This window comes from Mesorhizobium sp. B2-5-3 (assembly GCF_006441005.1).
Taxonomy (GTDB): Bacteria; Pseudomonadota; Alphaproteobacteria; order Rhizobiales; family Rhizobiaceae; genus Mesorhizobium.
Genome location: NZ_VFUS01000006.1, coordinates 362,415 through 388,567, shown reverse-complemented (window position 1 = coordinate 388,567; position 26,153 = coordinate 362,415). Strand labels below are relative to the sequence as shown.

Genomic DNA, 26,153 nt, shown 5'->3' with positions numbered 1-26,153 from the left:
TCGACAGGAGACCATCATGACCAAGACGCTCAACGTGGCGATGATCGGCGGCGGCTTTATGGGTAAAGCCCATGCGCTCGCTTATGCGACGATGCCGATGTTCTTCTGGCCCGCCCCCGCCATCCCCGTGCGCAAGGTGGTGGTCGACATCACCGAGACACTGGCCGACGAAGGCCGCCGTCGCTACGGATTCGAGGAATCATCCGCTGACTGGCGTTCGGTGGTGACGCGATCCGACATCGACGTCATTGACATCGTCACCCCGAACGACAGCCATGCCGCGATCGCGATCGCGGCCGCTGAAGCCGGCAAGCACATCATCTGCGAAAAGCCGCTGGCGCGCGGCGGCGACGAGGCAAAGACCATGCTCGACGCGGTGAACAAAGCCGGCGTCATCCACATGGTTGCCTTCAACTATCGTCGCACGCCGGCAGTGGCGCTTGCCCGCCAGTACATAGAGGAAGGCCGCATCGGTAAGATTCTCAACTTCCGCGGCACCTATCTGCAGGACTGGTCGGCCGATCCGGATTCGCCTCTGTCCTGGCGCTTTCAGAAGAAGATCGCCGGGTCCGGCTCGATCGGCGACATCGGCACCCATGTCGTCGACCTTGCCCGTTATCTGGTCGGCGAGATCGCCGAGGTCAGCGCGTTGGTGCGCACCTACAACAAAACGCGACCGATCCAACGCGGCAATCTCGACAGGCTCGGCGCGGCAGAGAGGAATACCGATACCGAGCGGGCTGAGGTCGACGTCGACGACGAGGTGATGACGCTGCTGAAATTCGCCGACGGCGCGATCGGTTCGCTGGAGGCGACCCGCAACGCCTATGGCCGCAACAATTTCATCACTTTCGAGATCCACGGCACCAAAGGCTCCATTGCTTTCAACTACGAACGGCGCGACGAATTGCAGGTGATGTTTGCCGATGATCCTGCGGATGCACGCGGCTTCAGGTCCGTCTATTCCGGTCCGGCGCACCCCTATGGGTCGGGTCTGTGGCCAATCCCGGCGCTCGGCATCGGCTATTCCGAAACCAAGATCGTGGAGTGTTTCGATTTCTTCTCGGCTATTGTTTCGGGCAAGCAGCCCTTGCCCAATTTCGAGGATGGCTACAAGACCGAGCGGGTGGCCGACGCGCTGATCGAATCCGGCCAATCCGGCCAGTGGACCAAGGTCCGACCATGACAATCGCGGCGCCTGTTCATGCGGTGGAAATGAAAGGCGTCACCAAATCCTTCGGCGGCGTCAAGGCGCTGGTCGATGTCGACCTGCGGGTAGAGAAAGGCGAAATCCACGCATTGCTCGGTGGCAATGGTGCCGGTAAGTCGACCATCCTGAAAGTGTTGAGCGGCGTTCATGTGCCGGACACCGGTACCATTCTAGTCGATGGCAAGCCACTCGCCGAAATCTCGCCCGAAGCTTCAAGGCGGGCGGGCATCGCCATGATCTTCCAGGAAATGAGCCTCATCCCCACGCTGACCGTGGCGCAGAATGTTTTCCTGACCCGCGAAGCCAAGGTCGCGTTCGGCCTGATCGACGATCGCACCGCCGAAAAGCGCGCCAAGGACCTGTTCGACATGCTGCAGGTCGAGGTCGATCCGAAAGCGACGGTCGGCAATCTCGGCGCCGGCCAACGGCAGTTGACGGAGATCGTCAAGGCGATCTCGCAGAATGCGAAAGTGCTGGTCCTGGATGAACCGTCGACGGCGCTGGCGGTATCCGATGTCGAGCGGCTGTTTGCCTTCCTGCGCAAACTGAGATCGGAAGGCGTCGCCATCATCTATGTCTCGCACCGCATGGACGAGATAGCCCGCATCGCCGACCGCGCCACGATCTTGCGCGATGGCCGCAACGTCATCACCGCGCCGATGTCGGAACTGCCGATCGAAACGATGATTGAGCATATTGTCGGCAAACGCTCGCGTGGTCTGTCCGACGTGGTACGCGGCGAATCGAATGTCGGGGCGCCGCTGCTTGAGCTCGACGGTGTTTCAGGGGTGGAGAAACCGAAGAACGTCAGCTTCGTCGTCCACAGCGGCGAAGTGGTCGGCCTAGCCGGGCTGCTGGGCTCCGGGCGGTCGGCGATCGCGCGCGTCATCGCCGGCATAGATCCGATCGTCGAAGGCGAGATCCGCATTGCCGGCGAGCCGGTGGCGATCGCCAGACCAAGTGACGCCATCGAGGCCGGTGTGGCGCTGGTGCCGGAGGATCGGCTACGGCAGGGCGTCATCGCGGAGCATTCGGTCGCCTCCAACATGACGCTCGCCGTGCTCGACCAGTTGAGCAGCAAGGCCTTTGTGTCGACGAAAAAGATGCGCGAGCTGACTGATCGCCAGATCGCCCAGCTGCGGATCAAGACTGCATCGCGCGACAGCCCGGTGCGCACACTTTCGGGCGGCAACCAGCAGAAGGTCGTCATCGGCAAATGGCTTTCGAGGAATCCGGAGATCCTGGTCCTCGACGAGCCGACCTCCGGCATCGATATCGGTTCGAAGTCGGAAATCATCCTGCTGGTTCGCCAGCTCGCCAACGCCGGCAAGGCAATCATCATGATCTCGTCGGAGCTGTCCGAGATGCTGTCGGCCTGCGACCGTATCATCGTCGTCTCCGAGGGGCGCGTCGTGAACGATGTCAGCCGCGCCGATCTCGACGATCCCTCGGCGCCAAAGAACGATCCGGTTGCGCGACTCCAGGCGGCCGAGCGCAAGCTGCAGATCGTCATCCAGAAAGCGCTGAGCAAGAGCCAGGGAGGAATACATGTCCACTAGTCAGGCTGCCGCGTCCCAGTCCTCGCTGGCAGCGAGGCTTGGGCTCACCAACTGGCGGCAGAACATCATCTACATCGGTTTCGTCGTCATCTTCATCATTTTCGCGATAACGTTGTTCGACAAGGGCTTCCTCAACCTCAACAACCTGCTCAACATCGTGCGGCAGACGGCGATGATCGCGGTGATGGCGATCGCCATGACCTATGTTCTGTCGGCAGGCGAGATCGACCTGTCCGTTGGTGCCGTCGCGGGTCTCGCCTCGGTGACGACGGCGATGGCGATCGACGCCGGCGGACCGATCACCGGTGTGATGGCGGGGCTCGCCACAGGCGCCGTCGTCGGCACCTTCAACGGCCTGTTGACGACGCGGGTCGGAATTCCATCCTTCCTTACCACGTTGGCTATGATGGGCATCGCTACCGGCACCGCAATGTGGATCAGCGATACGGCTGCGGTGCCGATCATCTCGAAGAGCTACTCCTGGATCTTCGGCGGCGGCAATGTCGGGCCGGTGCCGGTGCTGCTGATCTGGATGCTGGTGCTGGGAGCCGTCGGCCACGTCGTTTTGAGGCGAACGAGCTTTGGCCGCCGCGTGCTGGCCACCGGCGGCGGCGAGATCGCGGCGCGTTATTCCGGCATCGACACCAAGTCGGTCAAGTTCCGCGTGCTTACCATCTCGGCCATGGCGGCGGCGCTGGCCGGAATGCTTTACGCCGGCCGGCTGCAATCGGGGCGCTTCCAACTCGGCCAAGGCGACGAACTGTCGGTGATAGCCGCGGCGGTGCTTGGCGGCACCAGCCTGTTCGGCGGCTCCGGCACGGTGATCGGGACAATTGTCGGCGCGCTGATGATCGGCCTCATCAATAACGGCCTGATTCTGATGGGGTTGGAGTTCAGCCAGCAGCTAATCGCGCGCGGCGCCATCATCATCCTTGCCGTTGCACTCAGCCAGGGGAGGAAATGAGATGACGGTTCCCTATACGGTCATCGGCACCGTGGTTGCCAAACCCGAAACCCGCGATGAACTGCAAAGAATCCTGTCGGGCCTCGTCGAACCGACACGTGCCGAGGAGGGCTGCATCAACTACGACTTCCATGTCGACCCGGCTGACCCCTGCGTATTCATGTTTTACGAGAACTGGCGTTCGAAGGACGATCTCGACAGGCACCTCTCCATGCCACATCTGATGCCGCTGTTCGGGAAGCTCGACGACCTCGTTGCGCGGCCGGTGGATGTCCGTCAATTCGTCATGCTCAGCCAGCTGGCGCTGGCATCGCATGAGCGATCGTTTCCAACCCCGCGCGGTGAGAGCAGATCCGATGGAGACAGGTAAAGCGCTCGGGACGCGGGTGACAGCTGAAAGTGCCAGCTTTTGACGGAACGCCAATGGCCTCAGCCGGAAACCAGGTTTGTCAGCATGGTTGCCGCCTCGGTGCCGGCCAAGCCGAGGTCGAGAACGCTGCTCATGTGATTGGCTCCAGGAAGGGCGGTCTGCGAGACCTGTAGTCCCTGCTCCTTCAGATGCCGCGTAAACGCCTCGGCCTGGCTGTGGAATGGCGGCGTTTCATCGGTGCCGACAGCGATCTCGACCGACACCGACGGATCGAAACGGCGGGTGAGCGGCGAGAACCTGGCTGCGTCCTCGTCCGTTATCGCGATCTCGGCGGCAAGGAAAGAGGTCTGAAGGGGCTTCAGGTCGTAGAGACCGCCAAGCAGCAACGCGCCTTTGATTGTCGAAGTCCGGCCGTCGTCATTGAAAAGCATCGTCGCAAGTTGGGCGCCGGCTGAATGTCCGCTCACGGTCAGGCGCTCGGTATCGCCGCCGTGATCGCCGATATGGTCGAGCACCCAGCTTTTGGCGCGCCGCACCTGGTCGACGATCGTGGCCATCCTCACAGCCGGCATCAGCGCATAATCGACGATGACCGCGATTGCGCCGGCGCGCGTCACCGTCTCGGCGACATAGGAATAGTCGCGCTTGGAGAACATGCGCCAGTAGCCGCCATGGATGAACACATGGACCGGCAGGCGGTCGCGTTTGCCCTCCGGAAAGAACAGGTCGATGGTCTCGGTGGCATCCGCTCCATAGGCGATGTCGGCAACCATCGGTATTGTTGCGCGCACCTCCGTGCTGCGACGAACGATCTCGGCGACGATGTCGTCGAACTCGGCGACGTGGTCGCGGATGCGGAAAGGATCATTCTGCATGGGGTGCCCGTTCACATGGTCACGGCGATGTACTTCGCCTCCATGAACTCGGCAATGCCGTGCTTCTGTCCGCCTTCGCGGCCAAGGCCGCTCTGCTTGACGCCGCCGAAAGGTGCCGCCGGATCCGACATCAGGCCGCGATTGAGCGCGACCATGCCCGTTTCGATCTTCGATGCCACGTGCATGCCCCTGGCCAGATCACGCGTGTAGATGTAGGCGGCAAGGCCGTATTCCGTGTCGTTGGCGCGCGCGATGACTTCGTCCTCGTTCTCGAAGCGGCTGATCGGGGCCACCGGACCGAATATCTCCTCCTGCGCCATCTCGGCATTGGCGGGCACGTCCCGAAGGACGGTCGGCGGATAGAAATAGCCCTTGTCGTCGGCGACCGCGCCGCCGCACAGGATCCTGGCCCCACGGGCGACCGCGTCCTTGACCAGCCGATCGATCTTGTCGACGGCCTTCCTGGTAATCATCGGACCGCATTCGGTGTCCGGGTCGGTGCCTGAACCGAGCTTGAGCGCGGCCATGCGTTGGCGCAGACCTTCGGCAAAAGCGTCATGGATGCCGGCCTGCGCGTAGATGCGGTTGGCTGCCGTGCAGGCCTCGCCGGCGTTTCGCATCTTGGCGACCATCGCGCCGTCGAGGGCCGCGTCCAGATCGGCGTCATCGAAGACGATGAACGGGGCGTTGCCGCCGAGTTCCATCGAGCATGAGATGACGTGCTTGGCGGCTTCGGCCAGCAGAACACGACCCACGCCGGTCGAACCGGTGAAGGATAGCTTCCGGACGCGCGGGTCGGCGAGCATGGCGGAGGTCACTGGTCCGGGGTTCGAAGTGGTGAGCACATTGACGACGCCGGGAGGCACACCCGCCTCCTCGTACAGCGCGGCGAGCGCGTAGGCGGTCAGGGGCGTCTCGCTGGCGGGCTTCAGAATGACGGTGCAGCCGGCGGCCAGCGCCGGCGCGATCTTGCGTGTCGCCATGGCGGCGGGGAAATTCCAGGGCGTTATGAGCACGCAGATGCCGATCGGATGATAATCAACGACGATCCGGTTGGCGCCTGACGGCGCCAGGCCGAACTCGCCGCTGATGCGCACCGCTTCCTCGGCATTCCAGCGGAAGAATTCAGCCGCATAGGCGACCTCGCCGCGCGCGTCCCGCAGCGCCTTGCCGTTCTCCAGCGAGATCAGCGCCGCCAGCGTATCGGACCGTTCGACCATCAATTCGAAACAACGCCGCAGTATTTCCGAACGCTTGCGCGGCGCGGTTGCGCGCCAGCCTGCCGCCGCCTTCGCAGCCGCCTCGACGGCAGCGGCGGCATCGGTAATCGTGGCGTCCGGGACAGCCGCAATCACGGCCTCCGTGGAAGGATCGATCACCTCAATGAGACGACCGTCGCAAGACGGTCGCCAGTGTCCGTCGATATAGAGGCCGTGCGAGAATGTGGTGTAGTCGAACATGTCCGGATCTTCGTTGAGTTGCCCTTGGGGTACGTTCATCTCATCACCTCTGGTCAGACTGAGCTTGCGGCCATGTCGCCGTCATAGGCGGCCCTCACCAGCCGCCGCATCGCGGCGATGTCGAAAGGACGAGGGTTGTTCTTGATCAGCCGATCGATGCCGAGCGCCTGCTCGGCGGTCCAGTCGATCTTGTCGTGTGGAAGACCCAGATCGGCCAGCGTGCGGGTGATGCCGATCGCCGCGAACAGCCGGGCCACCTCATCGATGGTGGCGCGCGCGGTCGCCTCGGCGCTCTTTGTCTCCGTCACCCCCAGAGCGGCGCCGACCGCCGCTATTTCGTCGGTCGCGGCGGGCAGATTGTAGCTCATCACGTAGGGAAGCATCGTCGCCACGCCCAATCCGTGCGGCGTGTGGGTAAGCGCGCCGACGGGATATTGCACGGCGTGGGCAGCCGCCGTTCCGGCCGTGCCGAAAGCGCAGCCGGCCGCCAGCGCTCCCATCATGACATCGGCGCGTGCGTCTTCGTCCGAGCCGTCCCTGTACGCCTTTTCGAGACTGCGGCCCAGGAGCTGGATGGCCAGCAGCGCGAAATGATCGGTAAGGGCGCTCTTGCCGACGAAGACATGCCGCTGCGGCAAGTGCGGATCGGCGCCGCGTTTGGCGGACGTAAAGGCTTCGATCGCGTGGGTGAGCGCGTCGGCTCCGGCAATTGCCGTGAGGGAGGGCGGGCATGTCGAGGTGAGTTCCGGATCGCAGAGCGCGACCGCGGCAATGAGATGGGGACTGGAAATGCCGACCTTAAGCGTCCGCTCCGGATCGGAGATCACCGCCACCGGCGTCACTTCCGAACCGGTGCCGGCGGTGGTCGGGACCGCGATTACCGGAAGCGTGGGGCCGGGCACCTTGAACTCCCCGTAGTAGTCCTGAAGCGACCCGCCGTGACTGATCAGCAGCGCGGCGCTTTTGGCCATGTCCAGGCAGCTGCCGCCACCGATCCCGATCACCATGTCCGGCTTGAAGTCCTTCGCATGGGCGGCACAGACGGCAACGCTGTCACGAGGGACATCCGGGAGGATGCGATCGTACACGAGCGTTTCGATCGAGCCTGCTCTCAGTGCCGCGCTGATCTGCGCGAACATTGGCGTCCCGGCGAAACGCTCATCCGTGCAGATGAATGCGCGCCGGCCATATCTGGCGGCAATATCAGGCAGCGCGTGGCGCTGGCCTTTGCCGAAAAGAATCTCATGCGGCAACCGGGCTGCTGCAAATAGCGTCATGAAGTGTGTCCTTCGAATATGGATTGGGGAGCGGGGGATCGGAGATCACCGCTTGCCCAGCGTGCGTGGCGTGGTTCGGGCAAGGCACGGGCCAGAGCCGTCGTCGAGTTTTCCTGCCTCACGAAATATCCTCTATAAAATCGTATAGGATATAGGATTGAATTGCGCGGAGCATCGTGTTAGAGGTCGCCCCTGTCAAGAGGCAAAACATGCAGAATCCAGACCTTACCGTCGACAATGACGCTCGGTTGACAGGCCGCATCCAGCGCGCCAACAGCCTGTCGGGCGACGTCTACGAGGCGATCTTCCAGCAGCTGATGTCGCTGAAGATAGCTCCGGGATCGCGGATCACCGTCGATAACCTCGTCAAGGAGTTCAACGTCTCGCATACGCCCATCCGCGAAGCTCTTGGGCGGCTGGAAGGCGAGGGCCTGGTGGTGAAAACCCATCTTATCGGGTACCGGGCCGCGCCCCAGATCACACGGCGCCGTTTCGACGAACTCTATGAACTGCGCCTGCTGCTCGAACCCGCAGCCGCCGCCAAGGCAGCCGCTGCGCTCGATGAAGCCCGGCTGATGATTTTGCAGGAGGCGGCTGGCGTGATGGCCAGGCGGGTGGGCAAGGACGAACGCCTGCGTTATTCGAACTTCGCCCGCCAGGATGCTATCTTCCACGACAAGGTCATGGAGTTCGCGCAGAACGAGCTCATCCGCGAAACGCTGAACCACCAGCACACCCACTTCCACATTTTCCGCCTGATGTATCACTCGCGGGTCACCGAGGAGGCGCTCGACGAGCACGAAGCCATCCTCGCCGCTTTCGCGGCCAGCGATCCGGTTGCCGCCGAAAAGGCGATGCGCGTGCACATAGAGAATTCGCGGGACAGGCTCCTGCCTGCATTCGAGTAGGCCGCGATGTCAGTTGCCACTCGCATCGACGGAAGCGTCACCGCTTTGCCGCCGGAGCCCACACAGGCTGTGGCTCCGGTGCTACGCGCGGAAGGGCTTTGCAAACAATACGGCCCGGTGACCGTGTTGTCGGACATCACGCTGGATATTTTCCCTGGCGAGATCCATGCCGTCATCGGCGAGAATGGCGCCGGCAAGTCGACGTTCATGCGCTTGCTTTCCGGTTACATCGAGCCAACCGCCGGCAGCCTGTCCATGGCCGGTGACCGCGTGAGTTTCAGGACACCTCACCAGGCGCAGGCGGCAGGCATCGCGCTGGTGCATCAGGAAATCCTCCTGGCCGAAGCGCTCACGGTGACTGACAATCTCTTTCTCGGCCGCGAGCTCTCCAGGCGCGGAATCGTCGATGATGGCGCCATGCGCCGCATAGCGGCCGCGAAACTGGCCGAGATCGGTTGCGAGGTGTCGCCGACCGCGCTGGTCCGAGACATTTCGCTGGCGGATCGCCAGCTCGTGCAAATCGCCCGCGCGTTGCTCGACGACCACAGGGTCGTCATCTTCGACGAGCCAACAGCGGTGCTGACCGGTGGGGAGGTCGAGCGTTTGCTCGCCATCATCTTCGGGCTCAGGGCGCGGGGCATCGCGGTTCTCTACATCAGCCATCGCCTCGACGAGGTGCAGCGGCTGGCGGACAAGGTCACGGTCCTGCGCGACGGCAAGATGATCGGCACCTATCCCGGCCATGCGTTGAGCCAGGCCGACATGGCGCAGCTTATGGTCGGGCGCGAACTCGCCGCGCTTTATCCTCACAAGCGCGAGGTCCAGACGAGCCGGCCCATGCTGACCGTCAGAAACGCGACTGTTCCAGGTTATGCACGGGACGTGTCCTTTACCGTTCACAAAGGCGAGATTCTTGGCTTCGCCGGCATGATCGGGGCGGGGCGAACCGAGTTGTTCGAAGGCATTGTGGGGCTTAGGCCGGCGACGGCTACGATCGAGCTCAACGGTTCGCCGATACAGATACGTTCACAGCGCGAGGCCATAGAGGCGGGCATCGGCTATCTGACGGAAGATCGCAAGGGCAAGGGCCTGCTTTTGCAGGAGCGGCTGGCGCCGAACCTGACCCTCTCGTCGCTTGGCCTTCTGCATCCGGGACTTCTGGTTCTGCGCGGCCGCGAATCCGAGGCGCTCGCGCGGGCCGTCTCCAGCTACGACATCCGGGTGAAGAGCCACAACGCCAGGGCAGGGCAGCTTTCGGGCGGAAACCAGCAGAAACTTCTGCTGGCCAAGGTGCTTCTGACCAATCCTTCCGTCGTGATCATCGATGAGCCGACGCGCGGAATCGACATCGCCAACAAGGCGCAGATCTACGCCTTCATCCAGGAGCTCGTGGGCCAAGGCAAAGCCTGCATCGTCATCTCCTCGGAGATGCAGGAACTGGTCGGCATCTGCGACCGCATCCTGGTCATGCGCGAAGGCAGGATCAGCGGCGAGGTCTCGGGCGAAACGATGGTCGAAAGCAACATCGCGCTGCTGGCGACCAGCGACAAAGGCCATGACACGGCCCAAGGAGGAAGACAGTGACGGCGCTTACCCATTCCATGTCTGCCCGAAGCAACGGGCAGCACCATTTCTCGTGGACGGATGCCGGCCCTTTCCTCGCATTGTTCGCACTGCTGGTGGCGGGATTCCTCATCAATCCGGATTTTCTTTCCGCGACAAACCTGGGCAACGTGATCACGCGCAGCGCTTATGTCGCCATCATAGCCGTCGGCGCCACATTCGTGATCTCATCGGGCGGGCTCGACCTTTCGGTCGGCTCGATGGTCGCCTTCATCGCCGGCGTCACGATCATGTTCATGAACATGATGGCCCCCAGCCTCGGCCTTTGGGCCATTCCGGCGGGGATGGTGATAGCGGTCATCGCGGGGCTTCTATGCGGTCTCGCGAACGGTCTGATCGTCACGGTCGGAAGGATCGAGCCGTTCATCGCCACGCTCGGCACTATGGGTATCTTCCGCGCACTGATCACCTATATGACCGATGGGGGCACGATCCCGATCGATCGCTCGCTGCGGGAGGCGTACCGGCCGGTCTATTTCGGCGCCGTCGCGGGCATTCCGGTGCCGATCCTTCTGTCGGCGCTCGTTGCGGTGGTCGGCGCATTTGTCCTCTACAAGACCAAATATGGCCGCAAATGCGCGGCGGTGGGCGCCAACGAGGACGTCGCCCGCTATTCGGGCATCTCCGTCGTCAAGACGCGCACCATTGCCTATGTGATCCAGGGTGCATGCGTGGCGGTCGCCGCCATCTGTTATGTGCCTCGTCTGGGAGCCGCCACCCCGACCACCGGACAGTTTTGGGAGCTGCAGGTGATAACGGCCGTTGTCATTGGGGGAACGGCGCTGCGGGGCGGCAAGGGCCGCATCTGGGGCACCATAGCCGGTGCGGTGATCCTGGAGCTGATCGCCAACCTGATGGTGTTGTCGGATTTCGTTTCCGAATACCTCGTCGCCGCGGTGCAGGGCGTCATCATCATCATCGCCATGCTCGTGCAAAGATTTTCGAAATAGCTCGTCTTCGGACCGGACGGGCGCCTGTTGTGTGGTCCATATCTCTGGGAGGTATTTATGTTTAGCAGGAAATGGGTTGCCGTTGCGGCAGTCGGCGCACTGATGGTGGCCGGCCAGGCGCTTGCAGCCGACAAGAAGGTGGTCGCGGTGTCGATCCCGGCGGCGGATCATGGCTGGACGGCCGGCATCGTCTATCACGCGCAGGCCGCCGCAAAGGAAATCAACGCGGCCTTCCCGGATGTCGAAGTCGTCGTGAAGACGTCGCCCTCGGCGGCCGACCAGGTAAGCGCGCTGGAGGATCTGTCGGCCAGCCGCAAGCTGGATGCGCTGGTGATACTGCCCTACACCTCCGAGGAACTGACCCAGCCGGTGAAAGCCATCAAGGAGATGGGTACGTTCATCACCGTCGTCGACAGGGGATTGACCGACCCTTCCATTCAGGACCTGTATCTTGCCGGCGACAACATCGCGGTTGGCACCAATACGGCGAAGTTCATGATCGACAAACTGGGCGGCAAAGGTGACGTCGTCGTGCTGCGCGGCATTCCCACCGTCATCGACGACGAGCGCATCAAGGGCTTCGAGGATACCATCAAGGGCACCGGCCTGAAGGTGCTCGACATGCAGTATGCCCACTGGAACAGCGACGAGGCCTTCAAGCTCATGCAGGATTACCTGGCCAAGCACCCGCACATCGATGCGGTCTGGGCCAATGACGACGACATGCTTCTCGGTGTGCTCGAGGCCGTCAAGCAGTCCGGCCGAACCGATATCAAGCTAGCGCTCGGCGGCAACGGCATGAAGGACATCGTGAAGAAGGTGATAGACGGGGATGCGATGACACCGGTCGAGACGCCGTATCCGCCGGCGATGATCAAGACCGCTATCTACATGACCGTGGCCAACTTGATCGGTCAGGCTCCGGTTCGCGGTGCCGTCAAACTCGACGCCCCGCTCATAACCCAGGCCAACGCCAAGGAATATTACTTCCCCGACTCCCCGTTCTGAGGCCCGCAATCCGAATGAGGCAAGGCGCGTGATGCGCCTTGCATGCCAACAACAGAGAGGAAGAGCTATGCCAGGCAAGAAGATATTGATGCTGACCGGTGAGTTCACCGAGGAATACGAGATTTTCGTTTACCAGCAAGCGATGGAAGCCGTTGGTCACACGGTCCATGTCGTCTGCCCCGACAAGAATGCGGGCGACCTGATCAAGACCTCGCTGCACGATTTCGAAGGGGACCAGACCTACACCGAAAAGCTCGGGCACTACGCGCTGATCAACAAGACGTTCTCGGATGCGGAAAAGCAGCTCGACCAGTACCACGCGGTTTACTGCGCGGGCGGACGCGGACCGGAATACATCCGCACCGACAAGCGGGTGCAGACGATCGTTCGACACTTTCACGAGACCAAGAAGCCGATCTTCACGATCTGCCATGGCGTGCAGATCCTGATCGCGGTCGACGGTGTCGTGCGCGGCAAGAAGGTTGGTGCGCTGGGCGCTTGCGAGCCGGAAGTCACTCTCGCGGGCGGAACTTATATCGACCTCTCGCCGACGGAAGCCTATGTCGATGGCACGATGGTGTCGGCCAAGGGATGGACGGCGCTGGCCGCCTTTATCCGCGAGTGCCTGAAGGTGCTCGGCACGGAAATCCGCCACAACTGAGCCTCGAACCAGGTGGAGGCCGGCGCGCTGCCGTGGCGTGTCGGCCTCCACAGTGATACCGAGGCCTTCGCCGATGCGGACGACTATATCGACCGTCGTGCAAAAGGTATGCGCGCGGTGCGTCCTGCCGGTTTAGCGGCCGCTGCGCCGGACAGGTCCAGCTTTTTCCTTACGCAATCGCGAGCGGAAAACGTTACGCACTTTTCCCGGGATTGCTTTAACGCGCGGCGGCAATCCAGTCGGCAAGGCTGATGGCGAAGCTTCGCGGCACGATCAGGTCGCAGCTGCTCTCGCCCGTTCGCAGATAGAGCGCCGGCACGTGATGGATGGACGTCTGTACAGCACGGCCAGGGGCCGAAGCGGCGGACGACCAGTCGACCGGCATGCAGGCAGAGAGAATGTCCTGAAGACGCGCACCCTCCATCCTGAACCGCACCCGGCCTTCACCAAGCAGAACCGAGCAGCCCAATTCCGGATCGATCGCAATGGCGGGCGGTTCCGCGCCTGTCTCGACGATCAGCCAAAGACGGCAGGGCGCGATCCTGACGATGAGGGCGCCAGCGTGCCGAACCGTCTCGCCGACGCTGGCAGGGAGCGTCGCGCCCAAGGCCTGCGAGACGCTCGTTTCGAATCTTGCCAGTGTTCCGTCCCAGCCCTCGATCTGAATGATCGGGCAATCGGAGGCCCACAGGTTGAAGTCCTTCGACAGCACAGGTTCAACCATGCATGCGCTCTCCCTTGGGGTCTAGGAAGACAGAAGGCACGACGCGGGCGCGAACCGTCTCTGTCCGCATCGGGTAGACCGCGATGATCTCGTCTCCTTCGGCCGCGGCATTGCCCGCGAACAGCGCCAGTCCGACATAGTGGCCGAGTTCCGGGCTGAAGGTAACCGAGGTGATCCGACCGCGCCCGTGGCCGGTGACGGCATCGCCAGGCAGGAACAATATGGCGCCTCCGCGCAGCCGCTTGCCGTCCTCGATGCATTCCAGCCCGATGAGGCGCTGGCGGTCGGGTGCCTGAAAGGCCGGACGACGACGCAGGACGTCGCCGACGAATCCGCCGCGTTTGCCGGCCATGCGCCCGAGGCCGAGATCGTCGAGCGTGGTGCGGCCATCGATCTCGGGCCCGGCGACGTGGCCCTTTTCGACGCGCAGCGCACCAAGCGCCTCGACGCCATAAGGTTTGAGGCCGACCGGCGCGCCTGCTTCGATGAGACGGCTCCAGGCCTGTTCGCCGGCGCTGGCGCCGACATAGATCTCGTAGGCGCGCTCGCCGGAATAGCTGAGGCGGATAACGCGCAGGGCCCGTCCGTCGAACTCGGCTTCGATGACGCCCATATGCGGCAGCGTCTCGTTGGAGACATCGAGCGCGGGAAAGGCGGCGGCAAGGACATCGCGGCTTCGTGGCCCGGCGATCGACATCGCCGCCCACTCGTCGCTTACCGAAGAGACCGCGACACGCAAATCCGGCCAGGCGGTGTCGAGCAGGAATTCCAGCCGCGACAGGACATCGGCGGCCCTGGCGGTAGAGGTGGTCGTGAAGAAGCGATTTTGCGACAAGCGCGTGGTGGTGCCGTCGTCGAAGACGACGCCGTCGTCGCGCAGCATGACGCCGTAGCGCGCGCGGCCAACGGGAAGCTTGGCGAAACCGTTGGCGTAGACACGGTCGAGGAATATGGCCGCGTCCGGCCCCTGCACGTCGATCTTGCCGAGGGTGGAAATGTCCATCAGCCCGGCGCCGCCGCGCACGATCCGCATCTCCGCGACATAGGCTTCATTCACGTCGCGTCCGGCATCGCGATAGAAATACGGACGCATCCAGAGACCGACCTCGAGCATCTCGGCACCGTTTGCCAGGTGCCAGTCGTGCATCGGCGTGCGACGGACCGGCTTGAAGTGATGACCGACGGTGCGACCGGCCAGCGCGCCGATCGCGACCGCCGCGTAGGGTGGGCGAAAGGTCGTGGTTCCGGTTTGCGCAATCGTTGCCCGGCGCAGCGCCGCCATGGCCGAAAGTGCTGCGAAATTGCTGGTTTTGCCCTGGTCGGTCCCCATGCCGAGCGTGGTGTAGCGCTTCAGGTGTTCGACGGATTCATAGCCCTCGCGATGGGCGAGCTCGATGTCCTTGGTGGTCACATCCATCTGTAGATCGACGAAGGCCTTGCCGCGCCCCGCGGAAGAGATCGCACGAAAGGGAGCGGCCGGGGCCCCTTCGAGATCGAGTTCATCCGGCGCCGGCATGGCCGCCGGTTTTCCACAGAAGCATGCCGCTTCGACGCCGGCGCGGTGGCCGTCCTCGATCGCGTCGGCGGTCGAGAAGCGCCCCATCATCGCGCCGGCGCCGAACTGGCCTGCCGGAAAGCCGCCCGGAACGAAGCCGTCGATGTCGTCGCGATAGACGGGCCTGACGCCAAGATGCGAGGTGAGATGCACGGTCGGCGACCAGCCGCCGGAGACGCAGACGAAATCGCAGGCGATTTCCGATTTGGCGCTCGGGCCGGCAAGCCGTACGGCCTTCACCGCATGGCTGCCGCGCAGATCGGCGATCCGGGTTCCGGAGCGGATCTCTACGTTCAGGCGTCCGGCTTCCGCCGCCAGACCGGCGGGCGGAGCGCCGCGCTGGTCCGCGACCGTCACTCGCGCGCCGGCGGCGGCGAGGTCGAAAGCAGCGCGATAGGCACCGTCGTTCATCGTGGCCACGAGGATATTCTTCCCCGGCAGCACGGCGAAGCGGTTGAGATAGGTCCGGGCGGCGGACGCCAGCATGATGCCTGGCCGGTCGTTGTTGGAGAACACCAGCGGCCGTTCGATAGCACCGGCCGCAAAGATGATCGAGCCGGCGCGAAGCACGGTGAAAACCTGCCGCGCAGCGCCTTGCGCGACCTGGCCGTCATGCCGCTCGATCAGCCCCAGCGTGTTGCCGTCATAGGTGCCGAAGGCCATCGTCTTGCGCATCAGGGTGACGTTGGGCTGGCCTGCAAGCTCCGCCTCGATCTTTGTCAGCCAGGCTGCCGCCTTGCCATCGGTGCGCTCGGCAAGAAGTTGGCCACCGAGCAGAAAGTCCTGTTCGACGAGGACGACCCTGGCGCCGCTGGCTGCCGCGGCGCGCGCCGCCGACAGGCCGGCAGGGCCGCCGCCGACGACTGCAACATCGGCAAATGCATGCCGGGTCTCGTAACGGTCGGGATCGGGTTCGGTGCCGGCCCGGCCCAATCCCGCGGCTTTACGGATGAAATGCTCGTAGAACATCCAGGCGCGGCGGGTCGGACCCATGAAGGTCTTGTAGTAGAAGCCGGCAGAAAGAAGGGGCGCAAACAGGCCGTTGACGCTCTGCACGTCGAAGGCAAGGGACGGCCAGCGATTCTGGCTTTCGGCAGTCATACCTTCAGCCAGTTCCAGTGTCGTGGCCGGAAGGTTCGGTTCGCGCCGTCCACCGCTTCCGAGCGTAACCAGCGCGTTGGGTTCTTCCGGGCCGGCCGAGAAGATGCCGCGCGGCCGATGGTATTTGAAGCTGCGGCCTGTCAGCATGAGCCGATTGGCAAGCAGCGCGGAAGCAAGCGTATCGCCTCGATAGCCGCCCAGCTCGCGGCCGTCGAATGTGAAGCGGAGCGGCTGCGTGCGGTCGATGCGGCCGCCGGCGGCCAGACGATTTCCAATCATTTTCATGCTGGCATTTTCCTGGCGAAGCCGACCGATGCGATAGCGTGGTTCCTCGTGTCGCGCTCGATGACCAGCCATTGCCGGCAGCCGGTCACGTGCTGCCAGAATTCACGGTGCGGTCCCGCCGGGTTCTTGCGCACATAGACATAGCGGTACCACGCCTCCGGATCGGGATCGTCATGCGCCGGGCGCACCGCGGAAGCGTCGCCGCCATAGCGGAACTCGTCATGGTCGCGCGGGCCGCAGCATGGGCAGTCGATGCGAAGCATTTCTCTCGCTCTCTATTGCAGCCAGGCCGAGGGTCCGGCGCCGGCCTCGTCGAGCGTGTGGCCGGTCCGGAAACGGTCGAGCGCGTAGGCGGCGGTCAGCGGATGCGGCTTGCCGGTGGCCAGCATATGGGCAAAGCACCAGCCGGAGGCCGGCGTCGCCTTGAAGCCGCCATAGCACCAGCCGCCATTGAGATAGAGCCCTTCTATCGGGGTCGGGCAGATGATCGGACTGGCGTCCGGCGTCATGTCCATGACGCCGCCCCAATGGCGCAGCAGCCTGACACGCGAGATGCAGGGCATCAGGGCTATCGCCGCCTCCGCCACTTCGCGCACGACGCCGAGATTGCCGCGCTGGGCGTAGGAATTGTAGCCGTCGAGATTGCCGCCGAAGACCAGCCCGCCCTTGTCCGACTGGCTGACATAGAAATGGTCTGCGCCATAAGCGACGACGTGATCTACCAGCGGCTTGAGCGGCTCGGTGACGAAAGCCTGGAGCACGTGGCTTTCGATCGGCAGTTCCAGGCCGGCCCTGGCGGCAAGGAGCGAAGTATGGCCTGCGACGGCGAGGCCGACCTTGCCGGCGCCGATGCGGCCCTTGCTGGTCTCGACGCCGACGATCCTTTCGCCGTTGCGGACAAAGCCGGTCACCTCGCAATTCTGGATGATGTCGACCCCGTGGCCGTCGGCAGCGCGCGCATAGCCCCAGGCGACGGCGTCATGACGCGCCGTGCCTGCGCGGCCTTGCAAGATCGCACCATGGATCGGAAATCGCGCGGTTTCGGAGAAATCGAGATAGGGTACCAGCCGGCGCACAGCGTCGCGGTCGAGTATGTCGGCGTCGATGCCGTTCAGACGCATGATGTTGGCGCGATGGCTGAATGTGTCGAGTTGATCGGCCGAATGGGCAGTGACGATCTGGCCGCGCTGCGAAAACATCACGTTGAAGTTCAGCGCCCGCGACAAGCCTTCCCACAGCTTGACCGAGAATTCGTAGAACTGGGTGTTGCCGTCAAGCAGGTAGTTGGAGCGGATGACGGTGGTGTTGCGGCCGACATTGCCGCCGCCGACATAGCCCTTTTCCAGAACGGCGACATTGCGGATGCCGTGGTTCTCGGCGAGGTAGAAAGCCGTCGCAAGGCCATGCCCGCCGCCACCGACGACGATCACGTCATAGGCGGGCTTCGGCTCGGCCGCGCGCCAGGCGCGCCGCCAGTTCTTCTGGCCGGAAAGGGCATTGCGGAAAATCGAAAACGCCGAATAGCGCGCCATGTTCATGGTCTAGCGGACGATCGGGCCGGCCGGGGTGCGGGTCAGCACTTCGGCCCCCGCATCGGTCAGCAGCACGGTGTTGGAGATGAAATGGTCGCCGCGGCCGGTGCCCATCAGCCAGGACAGGATGTGGAAGCTCATCCCGGTCTCGATTTCGAGATCGGAATCGTGCCTGAGGCCCGTCACCGAATTGCCGCCGGTCCATGAGGGCGGCTGGCCGATGCCGACGAGATAGCCGCAATGATGGCGGCGATAATGCGACAGGCCGGCCTCGTCGGCGACGCCTTGCCAGGCGGCGTAGACATCGCGCGCCCTGGCGCCTGGCTCGAGCGCCCTGACGACGGCCTCGAATGCCTTGGCCGTGACCTCGGCCATGGCGGCATCTTCGTCCTTGATGTTGCCGATGCGGATCAGCCGGCCAAGCGGCGCGTGATAGCGCGAGACACAGCCCGACAGTTCGACGAAGACCGGCTCGCCGCTGCGATAGATGCCGTCGCCCCAGGTCGTGTGCTCCTCGCCGAGCCGGGCGGCGGGCCGGATGAACGGGCCGAAGCCCGGCGCGTGGCCGCCGGCGCGCACCATCGCCGCCACGCATTGGGCGGCAACCTCCTGCTCGGCGGCGCCGTCGGAGATGGCAGCGATGGCGGCACCTGCCGCAGCATCCGTGACCTTGGCGGCGCGGCGCATCAGCACCTGTTCCTCGGCGCTCTTCACCAACCGCATCTTGTCGACCAGTCCCGAGACGTCGCTCCACTTGGCGTCGGCCTGCGCCTCAAGCTTCAGGGCGAGGCCGTGGCTGAGGCCGGAGGTCCAGTTTTCGATGCCGATCCGTTTGCCGGCCAGGCCGGGTTCGGAAATGACGCGCGCGGCGAGGTCGGCCGCCGTCTCACTGTCGGAGTGACCGCGGAATTCTGCTGCCTTCACCTGATTCTCGATCGTCACCTTCTCCATCGACCGGGTGACCAGGATAGGACGCCGGTCGAGCGCGACGATCAGGAGGTGCGGCGCGAAATAACCCCAATGGTCGAGGCCGGTGAGGTAGAAAACAGTCTCCGGCGAGGCGAAGACGGCGGCGTCGAGCTTGCGCTCTGCCAATGCCGTGCGAACTTTCGACAAGCGGCCGGCGATCTCGGCTTCGGAAAAGGGATTGCGGTCCATTGAGGTGTCCTTGAGTTGCCGGTCCTGGGCTGATGGTCAGTCGATGAAGATGGGATCGCGGGTCACGTCGCAGAGCCGCTCGCCGCCGCCTTCGCTGGCGCTGGGATCCTGGCAGATGATTGAGATCGAAGCCGGCCTTTGCCATGCGTTGCTTCACGTCGGCCAGGCGCCGCGCGTATTCCGCCTTGGTGGGCCCGCCCGACGCGTCCAAAGCCGTTTTCCTTCCTGCCCTCATCCAAAGGCGGTTCGTATCGCATCGAGAAAGCACACCTTAATTGTGCACAACTTGCGCATCACAAAGCCGCACAATCAAGCCCAATGGCGATTTTTCCAGATTCGTACAGTGCGTCTTGCGATATGTCCAGATGAGTTGTATACGTCTTAGTGCGCTTGACGCGATGGTGGAGAAACATCGTTCGAGCCCGATAATTATCGAAGAAGAAAAGGGGAAAGCATGTTCACGTCACAGATATCCCGCCGCGCGCTCGTGAAGGCCGCCGCCTGTCTTGCGCTCGCCGCGACCGCATTCACGTCACTGCCGGCCCATGCCGAAACGACGCTCGAACGCGCCAAGAAGGACGGCTATATCCGCGTCGGCTTCGCCAATGAGGCGCCGTTCGGTTTCGCCACGCCTGACGGCAAATTGACCGGCGAAGCGCCGGAAGTCGCCAAGGCGGTGCTCGCCAAGATGGGCATTGCGCAGGTCGACGGCGTGCTGACCGAATTCGGCTCGCTCATTCCGGGTCTCAAGGCCGGCCGCTTCGACATCATCGCCGCCGGCATGTTCATCAATCCCAAGCGCTGCGCCGAGATCAATTTTTCCGAACCGTCCTATGGCATCGGCCAGGCCATGCTGGTCGCGAAGGGCAATCCGAAAGGCGTGAAGGACTATTCGAGCATCAAGGACAATCCCGATCTCAAGCTCGCCGTGATGGCGGGCGCCGTCGAGGGGGGATATGCGAAGGACGCCGGCGTTGCCCAAGGACAAGTCGTTTCCTTGCCCGACCAATCCAGCCTGGTCGCGGCGGTCCAGTCTGGCCGTGCCGATGCTGCCGCGCTAACCGCGCTCTCGATCGCCGACATGGCCAAGAAGGCCGATGGCGTCGAATCGACCAAGCCCTTCGGTGAAGTTGCCGGCAAGTCGGTGAAGGGCCATGGCGGCTTCGGCTTCCGCAAGGAGGACACCGATCTGCAGGAAGCGTTCAACGCCGAACTGAAGAAGTTCCTCGGTACGCCGGAGCATATCGCGCTGGTCGAGCCGCTCGGCTTCGGCAAGGACTATCTGCCGAACAAGACGACTGCAGAGCTCTGCAAGGGCGAATAAATTCCCAACTGCTGGGCGGCGTGAAAACGCCGCCCTCTTTTTTCCTCGGAGAAGCAGATGGGTATCCGCACGCTCGTTGCCATGCTGGTCGTTTCGCTGGCCGTGATCGCGGTGCTGGCGACGCAGGAAACATACAGGCTGTTCCTACCGGGACTATTGCAGGGTGCCGTCCTGACGATCGAGATCGCCGTCCTCGGCAGCCTGCTGGCGGTCGTGATGGGGGTGCTCGCCGCGCTGGCGCGCATGTATGGTCCAGCGCCCCTCAGATGGCTGGCGACGGTCTATGTCGAAATCTTTCGCGGCACCTCGGCGCTGGTGCAATTGTTCTGGCTGTTTTTCGTGCTGCCGCAATTCGGGGTCACGCTCGACGCGTTTCCCGTCGCGGTGCTGGCGCTTGGCTTGAATGTCGGCGCCTATGGATCCGAATGCGTGCGCGGCGCAATCCAGTCGGTCGCGCGCGGCCAATGGGAGGCGGGAACGGCGCTCAACATGAGCCGCGCGCAAATGCTGCGCCGGATCATCCTGCCCCAAGCCTTCGTAGCCATGATCCCGCCCTGGGGCAATCTGTTCATCGAGCTTTTGAAATCGACGGCGCTGGTTTCGCTGATCACGCTCACGGACCTCGCCTTCAAGGCGCAGCAGATGAACCAGAACACCTTCAAGACCATTCCTATCTTCACGCTGGTGCTGTTGATGTATCTCGCCATGTCGCTCACCGTTTCTATCGGCATGCGGCTTCTCGAAAGGCGGGCCTCGCTCGGTCTGGCGCGGGGGAGGGCGGCGTGATCTGGGATTGGAGTTTTGCCGCCGAGATCCTGCCGGTGCTCGCACGCGCCGCCGTCGTCTCGATCGAGGCGACGCTGCTCGGCTTCGTCATCGCGGCTTTGCTCGGGCTGGTCCTCGCGGTAATCCGTATCGCGGTGCCCTGGACCGGCTGGACGATCTCGGTGCTGGTCGAACTGATCCGCTCGACGCCGCTGCTCATCCAGATCTTCTTCCTCTATTTCGTCTTTCCGAAATTCGGCGTCGTGCTCGACGCATTCACGGCCGGCGTTCTGGCCCTCGGCATTCACTACGCCGCCTATTGCTCGGAAGTCTACCGCGCGGGCTTCGACAACATCCATCGCGGCCAGTGGGAAGCCTCGATCGCACTCAACCTCTCCTCCTGGACGACCTTTCGCGACATCATCATCCCGCAGGCGATACCGCCGATCGTGCCGGCGCTCGGCAACTATCTCGTCGCGCTGTTCAAGGAGACGCCGCTGCTGTCGGCCATCGCCGTGCTGGAACTCATGCAGACGGCCAAGATCATCGGCTCCGAGACTTTCCGCTACACCGAACCGATCACGCTGGTCGGCCTGTTCTTCCTGGCCATGAGCCTGGTTTCGGCCGCGCTCATCCGTGCCCTCGAACGCCTGCTCAACCGAAGGACCGCGCGATGACCGAACAACCGATGGTCCGTTTCGACAATGTCTCGAAGCGTTATGGCGCGCTCACCGTGCTCGACGGGCTGAACCTTGAAATCGCGCGCGGCGAGAAGGTTTCCGTCATCGGACCGTCCGGTTCCGGCAAGACCACGGTCTTGCGCATGCTGATGACGCTGGAGACGATCAATGACGGCGTCATCTGGGTCGAAGGCGAGCCACTGACGCATATGAAGCAAGGCGGAAAGCTGGTGCCCGCCAATCTTGCCCATATCCGCCGCATCCGGGCGAAGATCGGCATGGTGTTCCAGTCTTTCAACCTGTTTCCACACATGACGGCGATGGCCAATTGCATCGAGGCGCCGATGACCGTGCTTGGCATGAAGCGGGCCGATGCCGAGGCACGGGCGGCCGAGCTTCTCGACATGGTCGGGCTGTCGCAGAAGAAGGATCATTATCCTTCCCAGCTTTCCGGCGGCCAGCAACAGCGCGTCGCCATTGCCAGGGCGCTGGCGATGCGGCCCAAGATAATGCTGTTCGACGAGGTGACGTCCGCGCTCGATCCGGAACTTGTCGGCGAAGTGCTGCAAGTGATAAGGCAAATCGGCCGCGAGCATGATCTGACGATGCTCATGGTCACCCACCAGATGGGCTTCGCCAAGGAATTTTCCGATCGCGTCTGCTTCTTCTACCAGGGCAAAATTTGCGAGCAGGGGCCGCCAGCAGAGCTTTTCGGCGCACCCAAGAATGAGCGGACGCGGCAGTTCCTGCACGCTGTCCTGGAGGCTGGATGACGCTTGATACGGATGCCTCGGCCAAGACAGTGCCGCCTTCGCGTCCGCTTTCGGCGCGCGAACGGTTCGAACGCATCTACCTAATCCTGCGCGACCGTATCTGCCTGCTCGATTATCCGCCGGGGAGCCGGCTCTCCGAAGAAGAACTCGCCCAGGAATTCGAGATCAGCCGCACACCGGTCCGACGCGTGCTGGCGCGGCTCGAGGCCGAAGGCCTTGTGCAATCGGTTCACGGCGTCGGTACGATCGTCACCGACGTCGACATCGAGGAGTTGCAGCAGGTCTATCATCTGCGACTGGAACTCGCGCTGCTTGTCGGCAAGCTTTCGCCAATTCCCCGAACGGCGGTCGACCTCGATCGCATCCGAGCGCTCATCGCGCGCTGTGATTCCGATATGCTCAACCCGGATCAGCGTGCCTTCCTGCAGCTGAACATGGACTTCTTCACTGAACTATCCGGCATGACCGGGAACCAGCCCCTGCGCGAAATAAGCGAAAGACTGTATTTTCAGGTTGCGCGCGTAGTCCTCAAGATGATGCCGCAACTCGGCCTTGTGGAGGAGTTCACGGCCTTCCGGCGCGAAATGGAGGAAGTGCTGGCTGCGGCGGAAATCGGGGATTGGGAATCGATCGGGCACATCAGGCGAGCCCATATCTCGATGAGCTTTCGGCGCATGGTGCGCCATGCCGGCCGACATGATGAATTTGACGGCAAGACCTGACGGTCGTCCTTTGTCATGGTGACGTAGCTTGCGGCGCCGAGAAGCGCTGCTGCTCCGTCCTCTTATTTAGGGTGCCGCCGTTCAGCCACGGCATTAGGCACCACCACCAGCTTGCCGACGAAATCCTTGGCGATGAAATCGGCTTGGGCGCGGTGGAAATCGGAAAGCCTGTAGACGCCGCCGACCAGCGGCCGGATCTTGTCTTCCTCGATATAGCGCACGATACGGCGGAAATCCGCACGTGTGCCCTGGCTCGAGCCGTGGAGCTGAAGCTGCTTGAGATACATGGTCCTGAGATCGAGCTGGACGACCGGGCCGGCGATGGCGCCTGCGGTGGTGTAGCGGCCCTCAGGCCTCAGGATGCGCAACAGATCGTTGAAGATCGCGCCGCCGACAAGGTCGGCCACGACGTCGATGGGCTGGCCGCCGGTCGCCTTGGCCACGGCTTGCGGCAGGTCGGCCACGCCACGGGTGATCACGGCTTCGGCGCCGATGTCGAGCACTGCCTGCTCCTTGCCCTTGCCGACGACGGCATAGGGAATGGCTCCGCGCGCCCGCGCCAATTGCACGATGCCGGAGCCGACGCCGCCCGAGGCGCCGGTGACCAGCACGCGTTCGCCGGCCTTGAGCCCTGCACGTTCCAGCATCTGCTCGCCGGTGAGATAGGCGCAGCAGAAGGTGGCGAGTTCGACATCGCTCAAGTCAGTGTCGACGACATGGGCGTTCTCGGCCGGGACAGCCTGGTATTCGGCGTAACCGCCGTCGCGGCCGTGACCCATATAGTCAATGTCGGCGAGCGAATCGTCGTCGCGATTGTAGATCGAGAAATCGACCATCACTCGTTCGCCGATGCGTTCCGGCGAGACCCCTGCGCCAACGGCAGCGACGGTGCCGACCGTGTCGGTGCCCTGGATGCGCGGAAAGGTCAGGGTGTTGCCCTGGCGCCGCCATGTCGACACGGCCCCTGCGTCCTCCTCCGTGCCATAGGCGCCCTGGCGAACCCAGACGTCGGTGTTGTTCATGCCGCAGGCGCTGACCTTGACCAGCACTTCGCCGGCGGCGGGCACAGGCACTTTCACATCGGTGCGGTAGACGAGCTTTTCCGGGCCGCCGTGGCCGGTAAGCTGCACGGCCGCCATGGTGGCGGGGAGGGTGGGATGAGAGGTCATCGCGTTCACTTCCGAATACTTTGTAGGTGGCGCTGCCCCTCACCTTTACCCTCTCTCCGTGAACGACGAGAAGGTGCCGGCAGGCGGATGAGGGGCAGCGCCGATCTCGACAATTAGAGATTGGCGAACACGCTCCTCACGGCATCGGCGGTCTTGGCCACCACGGTGTCAGCCTCCTCGCGCGTCAGGCAAAGCGGTGGGGCGAAGCCCAGAATATCGCCCTGCGGCATGGCGCGGCCGATGACCCCGCTTGCGGCGAGGGCCGTGGCGATCTGCGGTCCGATCTTCTGCGCCGGATCGAAGAACACACGGTCGTCCTTGTCGGCGACGAACTCGACCGCCGCCAGCATGCCGTCACCGCGCACCTCGCCGACGTTTTTGTGGCCGCCGACGGCCTTGGCCAATTCGGCGCGGAAATAGGCGCCGGTCTCGCCGGCATTCCTCACCAGATCCATCTCATCGATCAGTTCGAGATTGGCCACACCCGCGGCGACGCAGATCGGATGCGCCGAATAGGTCCAGCCGTGCCCCAGTGAGCCGAGCTTGTCGGAGCCCTGCACCAGCACCTGCCACATCTTGTCGGCGACGATGACGCCCGACAGCGGCGCATAGGCGGAGGTCAGGCCCTTGGCGATGGTGATCAGGTCCGGCTTGATGCCGTAATGGTCGGAGCCGAACATGGTGCCCAGTCGGCCGAAGCCCGTCACCACTTCGTCGGCGACCAGGAGCACGTCGTACTTCTTCAGCACCGCCTGGATTTTCTCCCAGTAGCCGGCGGGCGGCGGCACGATGCCGCCAGTGCCGAGGATCGGCTCGCCGATGAAGGCGGCGACGGTCTCGGGCCCTTCGGCAAGGATCATCTCCTCCAGCTTGTCGGCGCAATGCTGCGAGAACTGCTCCTCGCTCATCGAGCGGTCGGCGCGGCGGAAATAATAGGGCGCCTCGGTGTGCAGGATCGGCGCGCGCGGCAAGTCGAAGGCGTTGTGGAAAAGATCGAGCCCGGTCAGCGATCCCGTCATGATGCCGGAGCCGTGATAGCCGCGCCAGCGCGAGATGATCTTCTTCTTCTCCGTGCGGCCAAGCACGTTGTTGTAGTACCAGATCAGCTTGATGTTGGTTTCGTTGGCATCCGAACCGGAGAGGCCGAAATAGACCCTCGACATGCCCTTCGGCGCACGGTCGATGATCATCTTCGACAGCGTGATCGAGGCCTCGGTGCCGTGGCCGACATAGGCGTGGTAATAGGCGAGGTTCGTGGCCTGGGCGGCGATGGCGTCAGCGATCTTCTGGCGGCCATAGCCGACATTGACGCAGTAGAGGCCGGCGAAGGCATCGATACTTTTTCTGCCGTTGCTGTCCCAGACGGTGACGCCTTCACCGCCGGCCATGATGCGCGTCGGCGATTCACCGCGCGCGTGGGTGCCCATATGCGTCGAGGGATGGAAGAAGTGATCACGATCCCAGGCGGCGAGTTCGTTGGACTGGTCGAGCATTCTTTTG

24 protein-coding genes are annotated in these 26,153 nt (G+C 63.4%); 14 read left to right on the top strand and 10 right to left on the bottom strand.

The genetic code is table 11. From position 1 onward, the window contains the following. Nucleotides 1–16: 16 nt before the first annotated feature. Genes FJ867_RS17085 through FJ867_RS17070 form a run of 4 tightly spaced genes read left to right on the top strand, consistent with a single transcriptional unit; the run spans nucleotide 17 to nucleotide 4,103 of the window. Nucleotides 17–1,186, top strand: a complete 1,170-nt coding sequence (locus tag FJ867_RS17085; RefSeq protein ID WP_140499308.1) for a Gfo/Idh/MocA family oxidoreductase — start codon at nucleotides 17–19, stop codon at nucleotides 1,184–1,186. After that, nucleotides 1,183–2,769, top strand: coding sequence for a sugar ABC transporter ATP-binding protein (locus tag FJ867_RS17080; RefSeq protein ID WP_246675070.1), 1,587 nt, complete (start codon nucleotides 1,183–1,185; stop codon nucleotides 2,767–2,769). Before FJ867_RS17085 ends, FJ867_RS17080 begins: the two co-directional genes overlap by 4 nt. Then, nucleotides 2,759–3,733, top strand: a complete 975-nt coding sequence (locus tag FJ867_RS17075; RefSeq protein WP_140499306.1) for an ABC transporter permease — start codon at nucleotides 2,759–2,761, stop codon at nucleotides 3,731–3,733. Before FJ867_RS17080 ends, FJ867_RS17075 begins: the two co-directional genes overlap by 11 nt. Before the next feature lies 1 nt (nucleotide 3,734). Further along, entirely contained in the window at nucleotides 3,735–4,103 is a 369-nt protein-coding gene (locus FJ867_RS17070) for a putative quinol monooxygenase (RefSeq protein ID WP_140499304.1), read from the top strand. A 59-nt stretch (nucleotides 4,104–4,162) separates the two neighbouring features. On the opposite strand, the gene FJ867_RS17065 is transcribed toward FJ867_RS17070, so the two are convergent. The 3 genes from FJ867_RS17065 to FJ867_RS17055 are packed head-to-tail and all read right to left on the bottom strand — an operon-like array spanning nucleotide 4,163 to nucleotide 7,715. Next, complete coding sequence (locus FJ867_RS17065) at nucleotides 4,163–4,978, bottom strand: alpha/beta hydrolase (RefSeq protein ID WP_140499302.1); 816 nt, start codon at nucleotides 4,976–4,978, stop codon at nucleotides 4,163–4,165. 11 nt (nucleotides 4,979–4,989) lie between these two features. Then, entirely contained in the window at nucleotides 4,990–6,477 is a 1,488-nt protein-coding gene (locus tag FJ867_RS17060) for an NAD-dependent succinate-semialdehyde dehydrogenase (protein ID WP_140817994.1), read from the bottom strand. A gap of 14 nt (nucleotides 6,478–6,491) precedes the next feature. Next, nucleotides 6,492–7,715: an iron-containing alcohol dehydrogenase gene (locus FJ867_RS17055; protein ID WP_140499298.1), complete on the bottom strand. Its 1,224-nt coding sequence runs from the start codon at nucleotides 7,713–7,715 to the stop codon at nucleotides 6,492–6,494. Nucleotides 7,716–7,924: 209 nt separating this feature from the next. Between FJ867_RS17055 and FJ867_RS17050 the strand changes: the two genes are divergently transcribed. From FJ867_RS17050 to FJ867_RS17030, 5 genes are all read left to right on the top strand, one after another. Next, nucleotides 7,925–8,623, top strand: a complete 699-nt coding sequence (locus FJ867_RS17050; protein WP_140499296.1) for a GntR family transcriptional regulator — start codon at nucleotides 7,925–7,927, stop codon at nucleotides 8,621–8,623. Between the two features lie 6 nt (nucleotides 8,624–8,629). Beyond that, on the top strand, nucleotides 8,630–10,207 hold the full coding sequence (locus FJ867_RS17045; RefSeq protein WP_140817993.1) for a sugar ABC transporter ATP-binding protein: 1,578 nt from the start codon (nucleotides 8,630–8,632) through the stop codon (nucleotides 10,205–10,207). A gap of 17 nt (nucleotides 10,208–10,224) precedes the next feature. Further along, complete coding sequence (locus tag FJ867_RS17040; RefSeq protein ID WP_140818023.1) at nucleotides 10,225–11,196, top strand: ABC transporter permease; 972 nt, start codon at nucleotides 10,225–10,227, stop codon at nucleotides 11,194–11,196. A 57-nt stretch (nucleotides 11,197–11,253) separates the two neighbouring features. Next, nucleotides 11,254–12,204: a substrate-binding domain-containing protein gene (locus FJ867_RS17035; protein ID WP_140499292.1), complete on the top strand. Its 951-nt coding sequence runs from the start codon at nucleotides 11,254–11,256 to the stop codon at nucleotides 12,202–12,204. Nucleotides 12,205–12,271: 67 nt separating this feature from the next. Beyond that, nucleotides 12,272–12,865 (top strand): DJ-1/PfpI family protein, encoded by a 594-nt coding sequence (locus FJ867_RS17030; protein ID WP_140499290.1) that lies wholly within the window; start codon nucleotides 12,272–12,274, stop codon nucleotides 12,863–12,865. A gap of 217 nt (nucleotides 12,866–13,082) precedes the next feature. Here the strand turns inward: FJ867_RS17030 and FJ867_RS17025 are convergent, their stop codons facing one another. The 5 genes from FJ867_RS17025 to FJ867_RS17005 are packed head-to-tail and all read right to left on the bottom strand — an operon-like array spanning nucleotide 13,083 to nucleotide 19,220. Beyond that, nucleotides 13,083–13,589, bottom strand: a complete 507-nt coding sequence (locus FJ867_RS17025; protein WP_246675069.1) for a sarcosine oxidase subunit gamma family protein — start codon at nucleotides 13,587–13,589, stop codon at nucleotides 13,083–13,085. Then, nucleotides 13,582–16,530: a sarcosine oxidase subunit alpha family protein gene (locus FJ867_RS17020; RefSeq protein ID WP_348641392.1), complete on the bottom strand. Its 2,949-nt coding sequence runs from the start codon at nucleotides 16,528–16,530 to the stop codon at nucleotides 13,582–13,584. The genes FJ867_RS17025 and FJ867_RS17020 overlap by 8 nt, the downstream gene beginning before the upstream one ends. Further along, the gene (locus FJ867_RS17015) at nucleotides 16,527–16,793 is read right to left on the bottom strand and encodes a sarcosine oxidase subunit delta (RefSeq protein WP_140565575.1); all 267 of its coding nucleotides are present in this window, start codon (nucleotides 16,791–16,793) and stop codon (nucleotides 16,527–16,529) included. Before FJ867_RS17015 ends, FJ867_RS17020 begins: the two co-directional genes overlap by 4 nt. Nucleotides 16,794–16,805: 12 nt before the next feature. Beyond that, a complete protein-coding gene (locus FJ867_RS17010) occupies nucleotides 16,806–18,062 on the bottom strand; it encodes a sarcosine oxidase subunit beta family protein (protein WP_140565572.1) in 1,257 nt (418 codons plus the stop codon). A gap of 9 nt (nucleotides 18,063–18,071) precedes the next feature. Continuing rightward, nucleotides 18,072–19,220 (bottom strand): Xaa-Pro peptidase family protein, encoded by a 1,149-nt coding sequence (locus tag FJ867_RS17005; RefSeq protein WP_140565569.1) that lies wholly within the window; start codon nucleotides 19,218–19,220, stop codon nucleotides 18,072–18,074. Nucleotides 19,221–19,674: 454 nt separating this feature from the next. Here FJ867_RS17005 and ehuB point away from each other — a divergent pair, with 454 nt between their 5' ends. Genes ehuB through FJ867_RS16980 form a run of 5 tightly spaced genes read left to right on the top strand, consistent with a single transcriptional unit; the run spans nucleotide 19,675 to nucleotide 23,484 of the window. Next, nucleotides 19,675–20,544, top strand: coding sequence for an ectoine/hydroxyectoine ABC transporter substrate-binding protein EhuB (gene ehuB / locus FJ867_RS17000; protein ID WP_140499283.1), 870 nt, complete (start codon nucleotides 19,675–19,677; stop codon nucleotides 20,542–20,544). 57 nt (nucleotides 20,545–20,601) lie between these two features. Beyond that, nucleotides 20,602–21,330 carry an ectoine/hydroxyectoine ABC transporter permease subunit EhuC gene (ehuC, locus tag FJ867_RS16995; protein WP_140499282.1) on the top strand — a complete coding sequence of 243 codons (729 nt, stop codon included), beginning with the start codon at nucleotides 20,602–20,604 and terminating at the stop codon, nucleotides 21,328–21,330. Beyond that, the gene (gene ehuD, locus FJ867_RS16990; RefSeq protein ID WP_140817992.1) at nucleotides 21,327–21,986 is read left to right on the top strand and encodes an ectoine/hydroxyectoine ABC transporter permease subunit EhuD; all 660 of its coding nucleotides are present in this window, start codon (nucleotides 21,327–21,329) and stop codon (nucleotides 21,984–21,986) included. The genes ehuC and ehuD overlap by 4 nt, the downstream gene beginning before the upstream one ends. After that, nucleotides 21,983–22,762, top strand: a complete 780-nt coding sequence (ehuA, locus tag FJ867_RS16985) for an ectoine/hydroxyectoine ABC transporter ATP-binding protein EhuA (RefSeq protein WP_140499280.1) — start codon at nucleotides 21,983–21,985, stop codon at nucleotides 22,760–22,762. The genes ehuD and ehuA overlap by 4 nt, the downstream gene beginning before the upstream one ends. Further along, nucleotides 22,759–23,484 (top strand): GntR family transcriptional regulator, encoded by a 726-nt coding sequence (locus FJ867_RS16980; protein WP_140499279.1) that lies wholly within the window; start codon nucleotides 22,759–22,761, stop codon nucleotides 23,482–23,484. Before ehuA ends, FJ867_RS16980 begins: the two co-directional genes overlap by 4 nt. A 62-nt stretch (nucleotides 23,485–23,546) precedes the next feature. On the opposite strand, the gene FJ867_RS16975 is transcribed toward FJ867_RS16980, so the two are convergent. Both FJ867_RS16975 and FJ867_RS16970 read right to left on the bottom strand, forming a co-directional pair. Beyond that, complete coding sequence (locus FJ867_RS16975) at nucleotides 23,547–24,653, bottom strand: alcohol dehydrogenase family protein (protein ID WP_246675068.1); 1,107 nt, start codon at nucleotides 24,651–24,653, stop codon at nucleotides 23,547–23,549. Between the two features lie 113 nt (nucleotides 24,654–24,766). Continuing rightward, the gene (locus FJ867_RS16970) at nucleotides 24,767–26,146 is read right to left on the bottom strand and encodes an aspartate aminotransferase family protein (protein ID WP_140817990.1); all 1,380 of its coding nucleotides are present in this window, start codon (nucleotides 26,144–26,146) and stop codon (nucleotides 24,767–24,769) included. Nucleotides 26,147–26,153: the final 7 nt, after the last annotated feature.

Bases quoted from the DNA above. Each gene is read 5' to 3' on its own strand.
- ehuB (WP_140499283.1), top strand. From the start codon at position 19,675: ATGTTCACGTCACAGATATCCCGCCGCGCGCTCGTGAAGGCCGCCGCC.
- FJ867_RS16975 (WP_246675068.1), bottom strand. From the start codon at position 24,653: ATGACCTCTCATCCCACCCTCCCCGCCACCATGGCGGCCGTGCAGCTT.
- FJ867_RS16970 (WP_140817990.1), bottom strand. From the start codon at position 26,146: ATGCTCGACCAGTCCAACGAACTCGCCGCCTGGGATCGTGATCACTTC.
- FJ867_RS17010 (WP_140565572.1), bottom strand. From the start codon at position 18,062: ATGGCGCGCTATTCGGCGTTTTCGATTTTCCGCAATGCCCTTTCCGGC.
- FJ867_RS17050 (WP_140499296.1), top strand. From the start codon at position 7,925: ATGCAGAATCCAGACCTTACCGTCGACAATGACGCTCGGTTGACAGGC.
- FJ867_RS17080 (WP_246675070.1), top strand. From the start codon at position 1,183: ATGACAATCGCGGCGCCTGTTCATGCGGTGGAAATGAAAGGCGTCACC.
- FJ867_RS16980 (WP_140499279.1), top strand. From the start codon at position 22,759: ATGACGCTTGATACGGATGCCTCGGCCAAGACAGTGCCGCCTTCGCGT.
- FJ867_RS17085 (WP_140499308.1), top strand. From the start codon at position 17: ATGACCAAGACGCTCAACGTGGCGATGATCGGCGGCGGCTTTATGGGT.
- FJ867_RS17055 (WP_140499298.1), bottom strand. From the start codon at position 7,715: ATGACGCTATTTGCAGCAGCCCGGTTGCCGCATGAGATTCTTTTCGGC.
- FJ867_RS17075 (WP_140499306.1), top strand. From the start codon at position 2,759: ATGTCCACTAGTCAGGCTGCCGCGTCCCAGTCCTCGCTGGCAGCGAGG.
- FJ867_RS17035 (WP_140499292.1), top strand. From the start codon at position 11,254: ATGTTTAGCAGGAAATGGGTTGCCGTTGCGGCAGTCGGCGCACTGATG.
- FJ867_RS17020 (WP_348641392.1), bottom strand. From the start codon at position 16,530: ATGAAAATGATTGGAAATCGTCTGGCCGCCGGCGGCCGCATCGACCGC.
- FJ867_RS17060 (WP_140817994.1), bottom strand. From the start codon at position 6,477: ATGAACGTACCCCAAGGGCAACTCAACGAAGATCCGGACATGTTCGAC.
- FJ867_RS17065 (WP_140499302.1), bottom strand. From the start codon at position 4,978: ATGCAGAATGATCCTTTCCGCATCCGCGACCACGTCGCCGAGTTCGAC.
- FJ867_RS17005 (WP_140565569.1), bottom strand. From the start codon at position 19,220: ATGGACCGCAATCCCTTTTCCGAAGCCGAGATCGCCGGCCGCTTGTCG.
- FJ867_RS17030 (WP_140499290.1), top strand. From the start codon at position 12,272: ATGCCAGGCAAGAAGATATTGATGCTGACCGGTGAGTTCACCGAGGAA.
- FJ867_RS17015 (WP_140565575.1), bottom strand. From the start codon at position 16,793: ATGCTTCGCATCGACTGCCCATGCTGCGGCCCGCGCGACCATGACGAG.
- ehuA (WP_140499280.1), top strand. From the start codon at position 21,983: ATGACCGAACAACCGATGGTCCGTTTCGACAATGTCTCGAAGCGTTAT.
- FJ867_RS17040 (WP_140818023.1), top strand. From the start codon at position 10,225: ATGTCTGCCCGAAGCAACGGGCAGCACCATTTCTCGTGGACGGATGCC.
- FJ867_RS17025 (WP_246675069.1), bottom strand. From the start codon at position 13,589: ATGGTTGAACCTGTGCTGTCGAAGGACTTCAACCTGTGGGCCTCCGAT.
- ehuC (WP_140499282.1), top strand. From the start codon at position 20,602: ATGGGTATCCGCACGCTCGTTGCCATGCTGGTCGTTTCGCTGGCCGTG.
- FJ867_RS17045 (WP_140817993.1), top strand. From the start codon at position 8,630: ATGTCAGTTGCCACTCGCATCGACGGAAGCGTCACCGCTTTGCCGCCG.
- FJ867_RS17070 (WP_140499304.1), top strand. From the start codon at position 3,735: ATGACGGTTCCCTATACGGTCATCGGCACCGTGGTTGCCAAACCCGAA.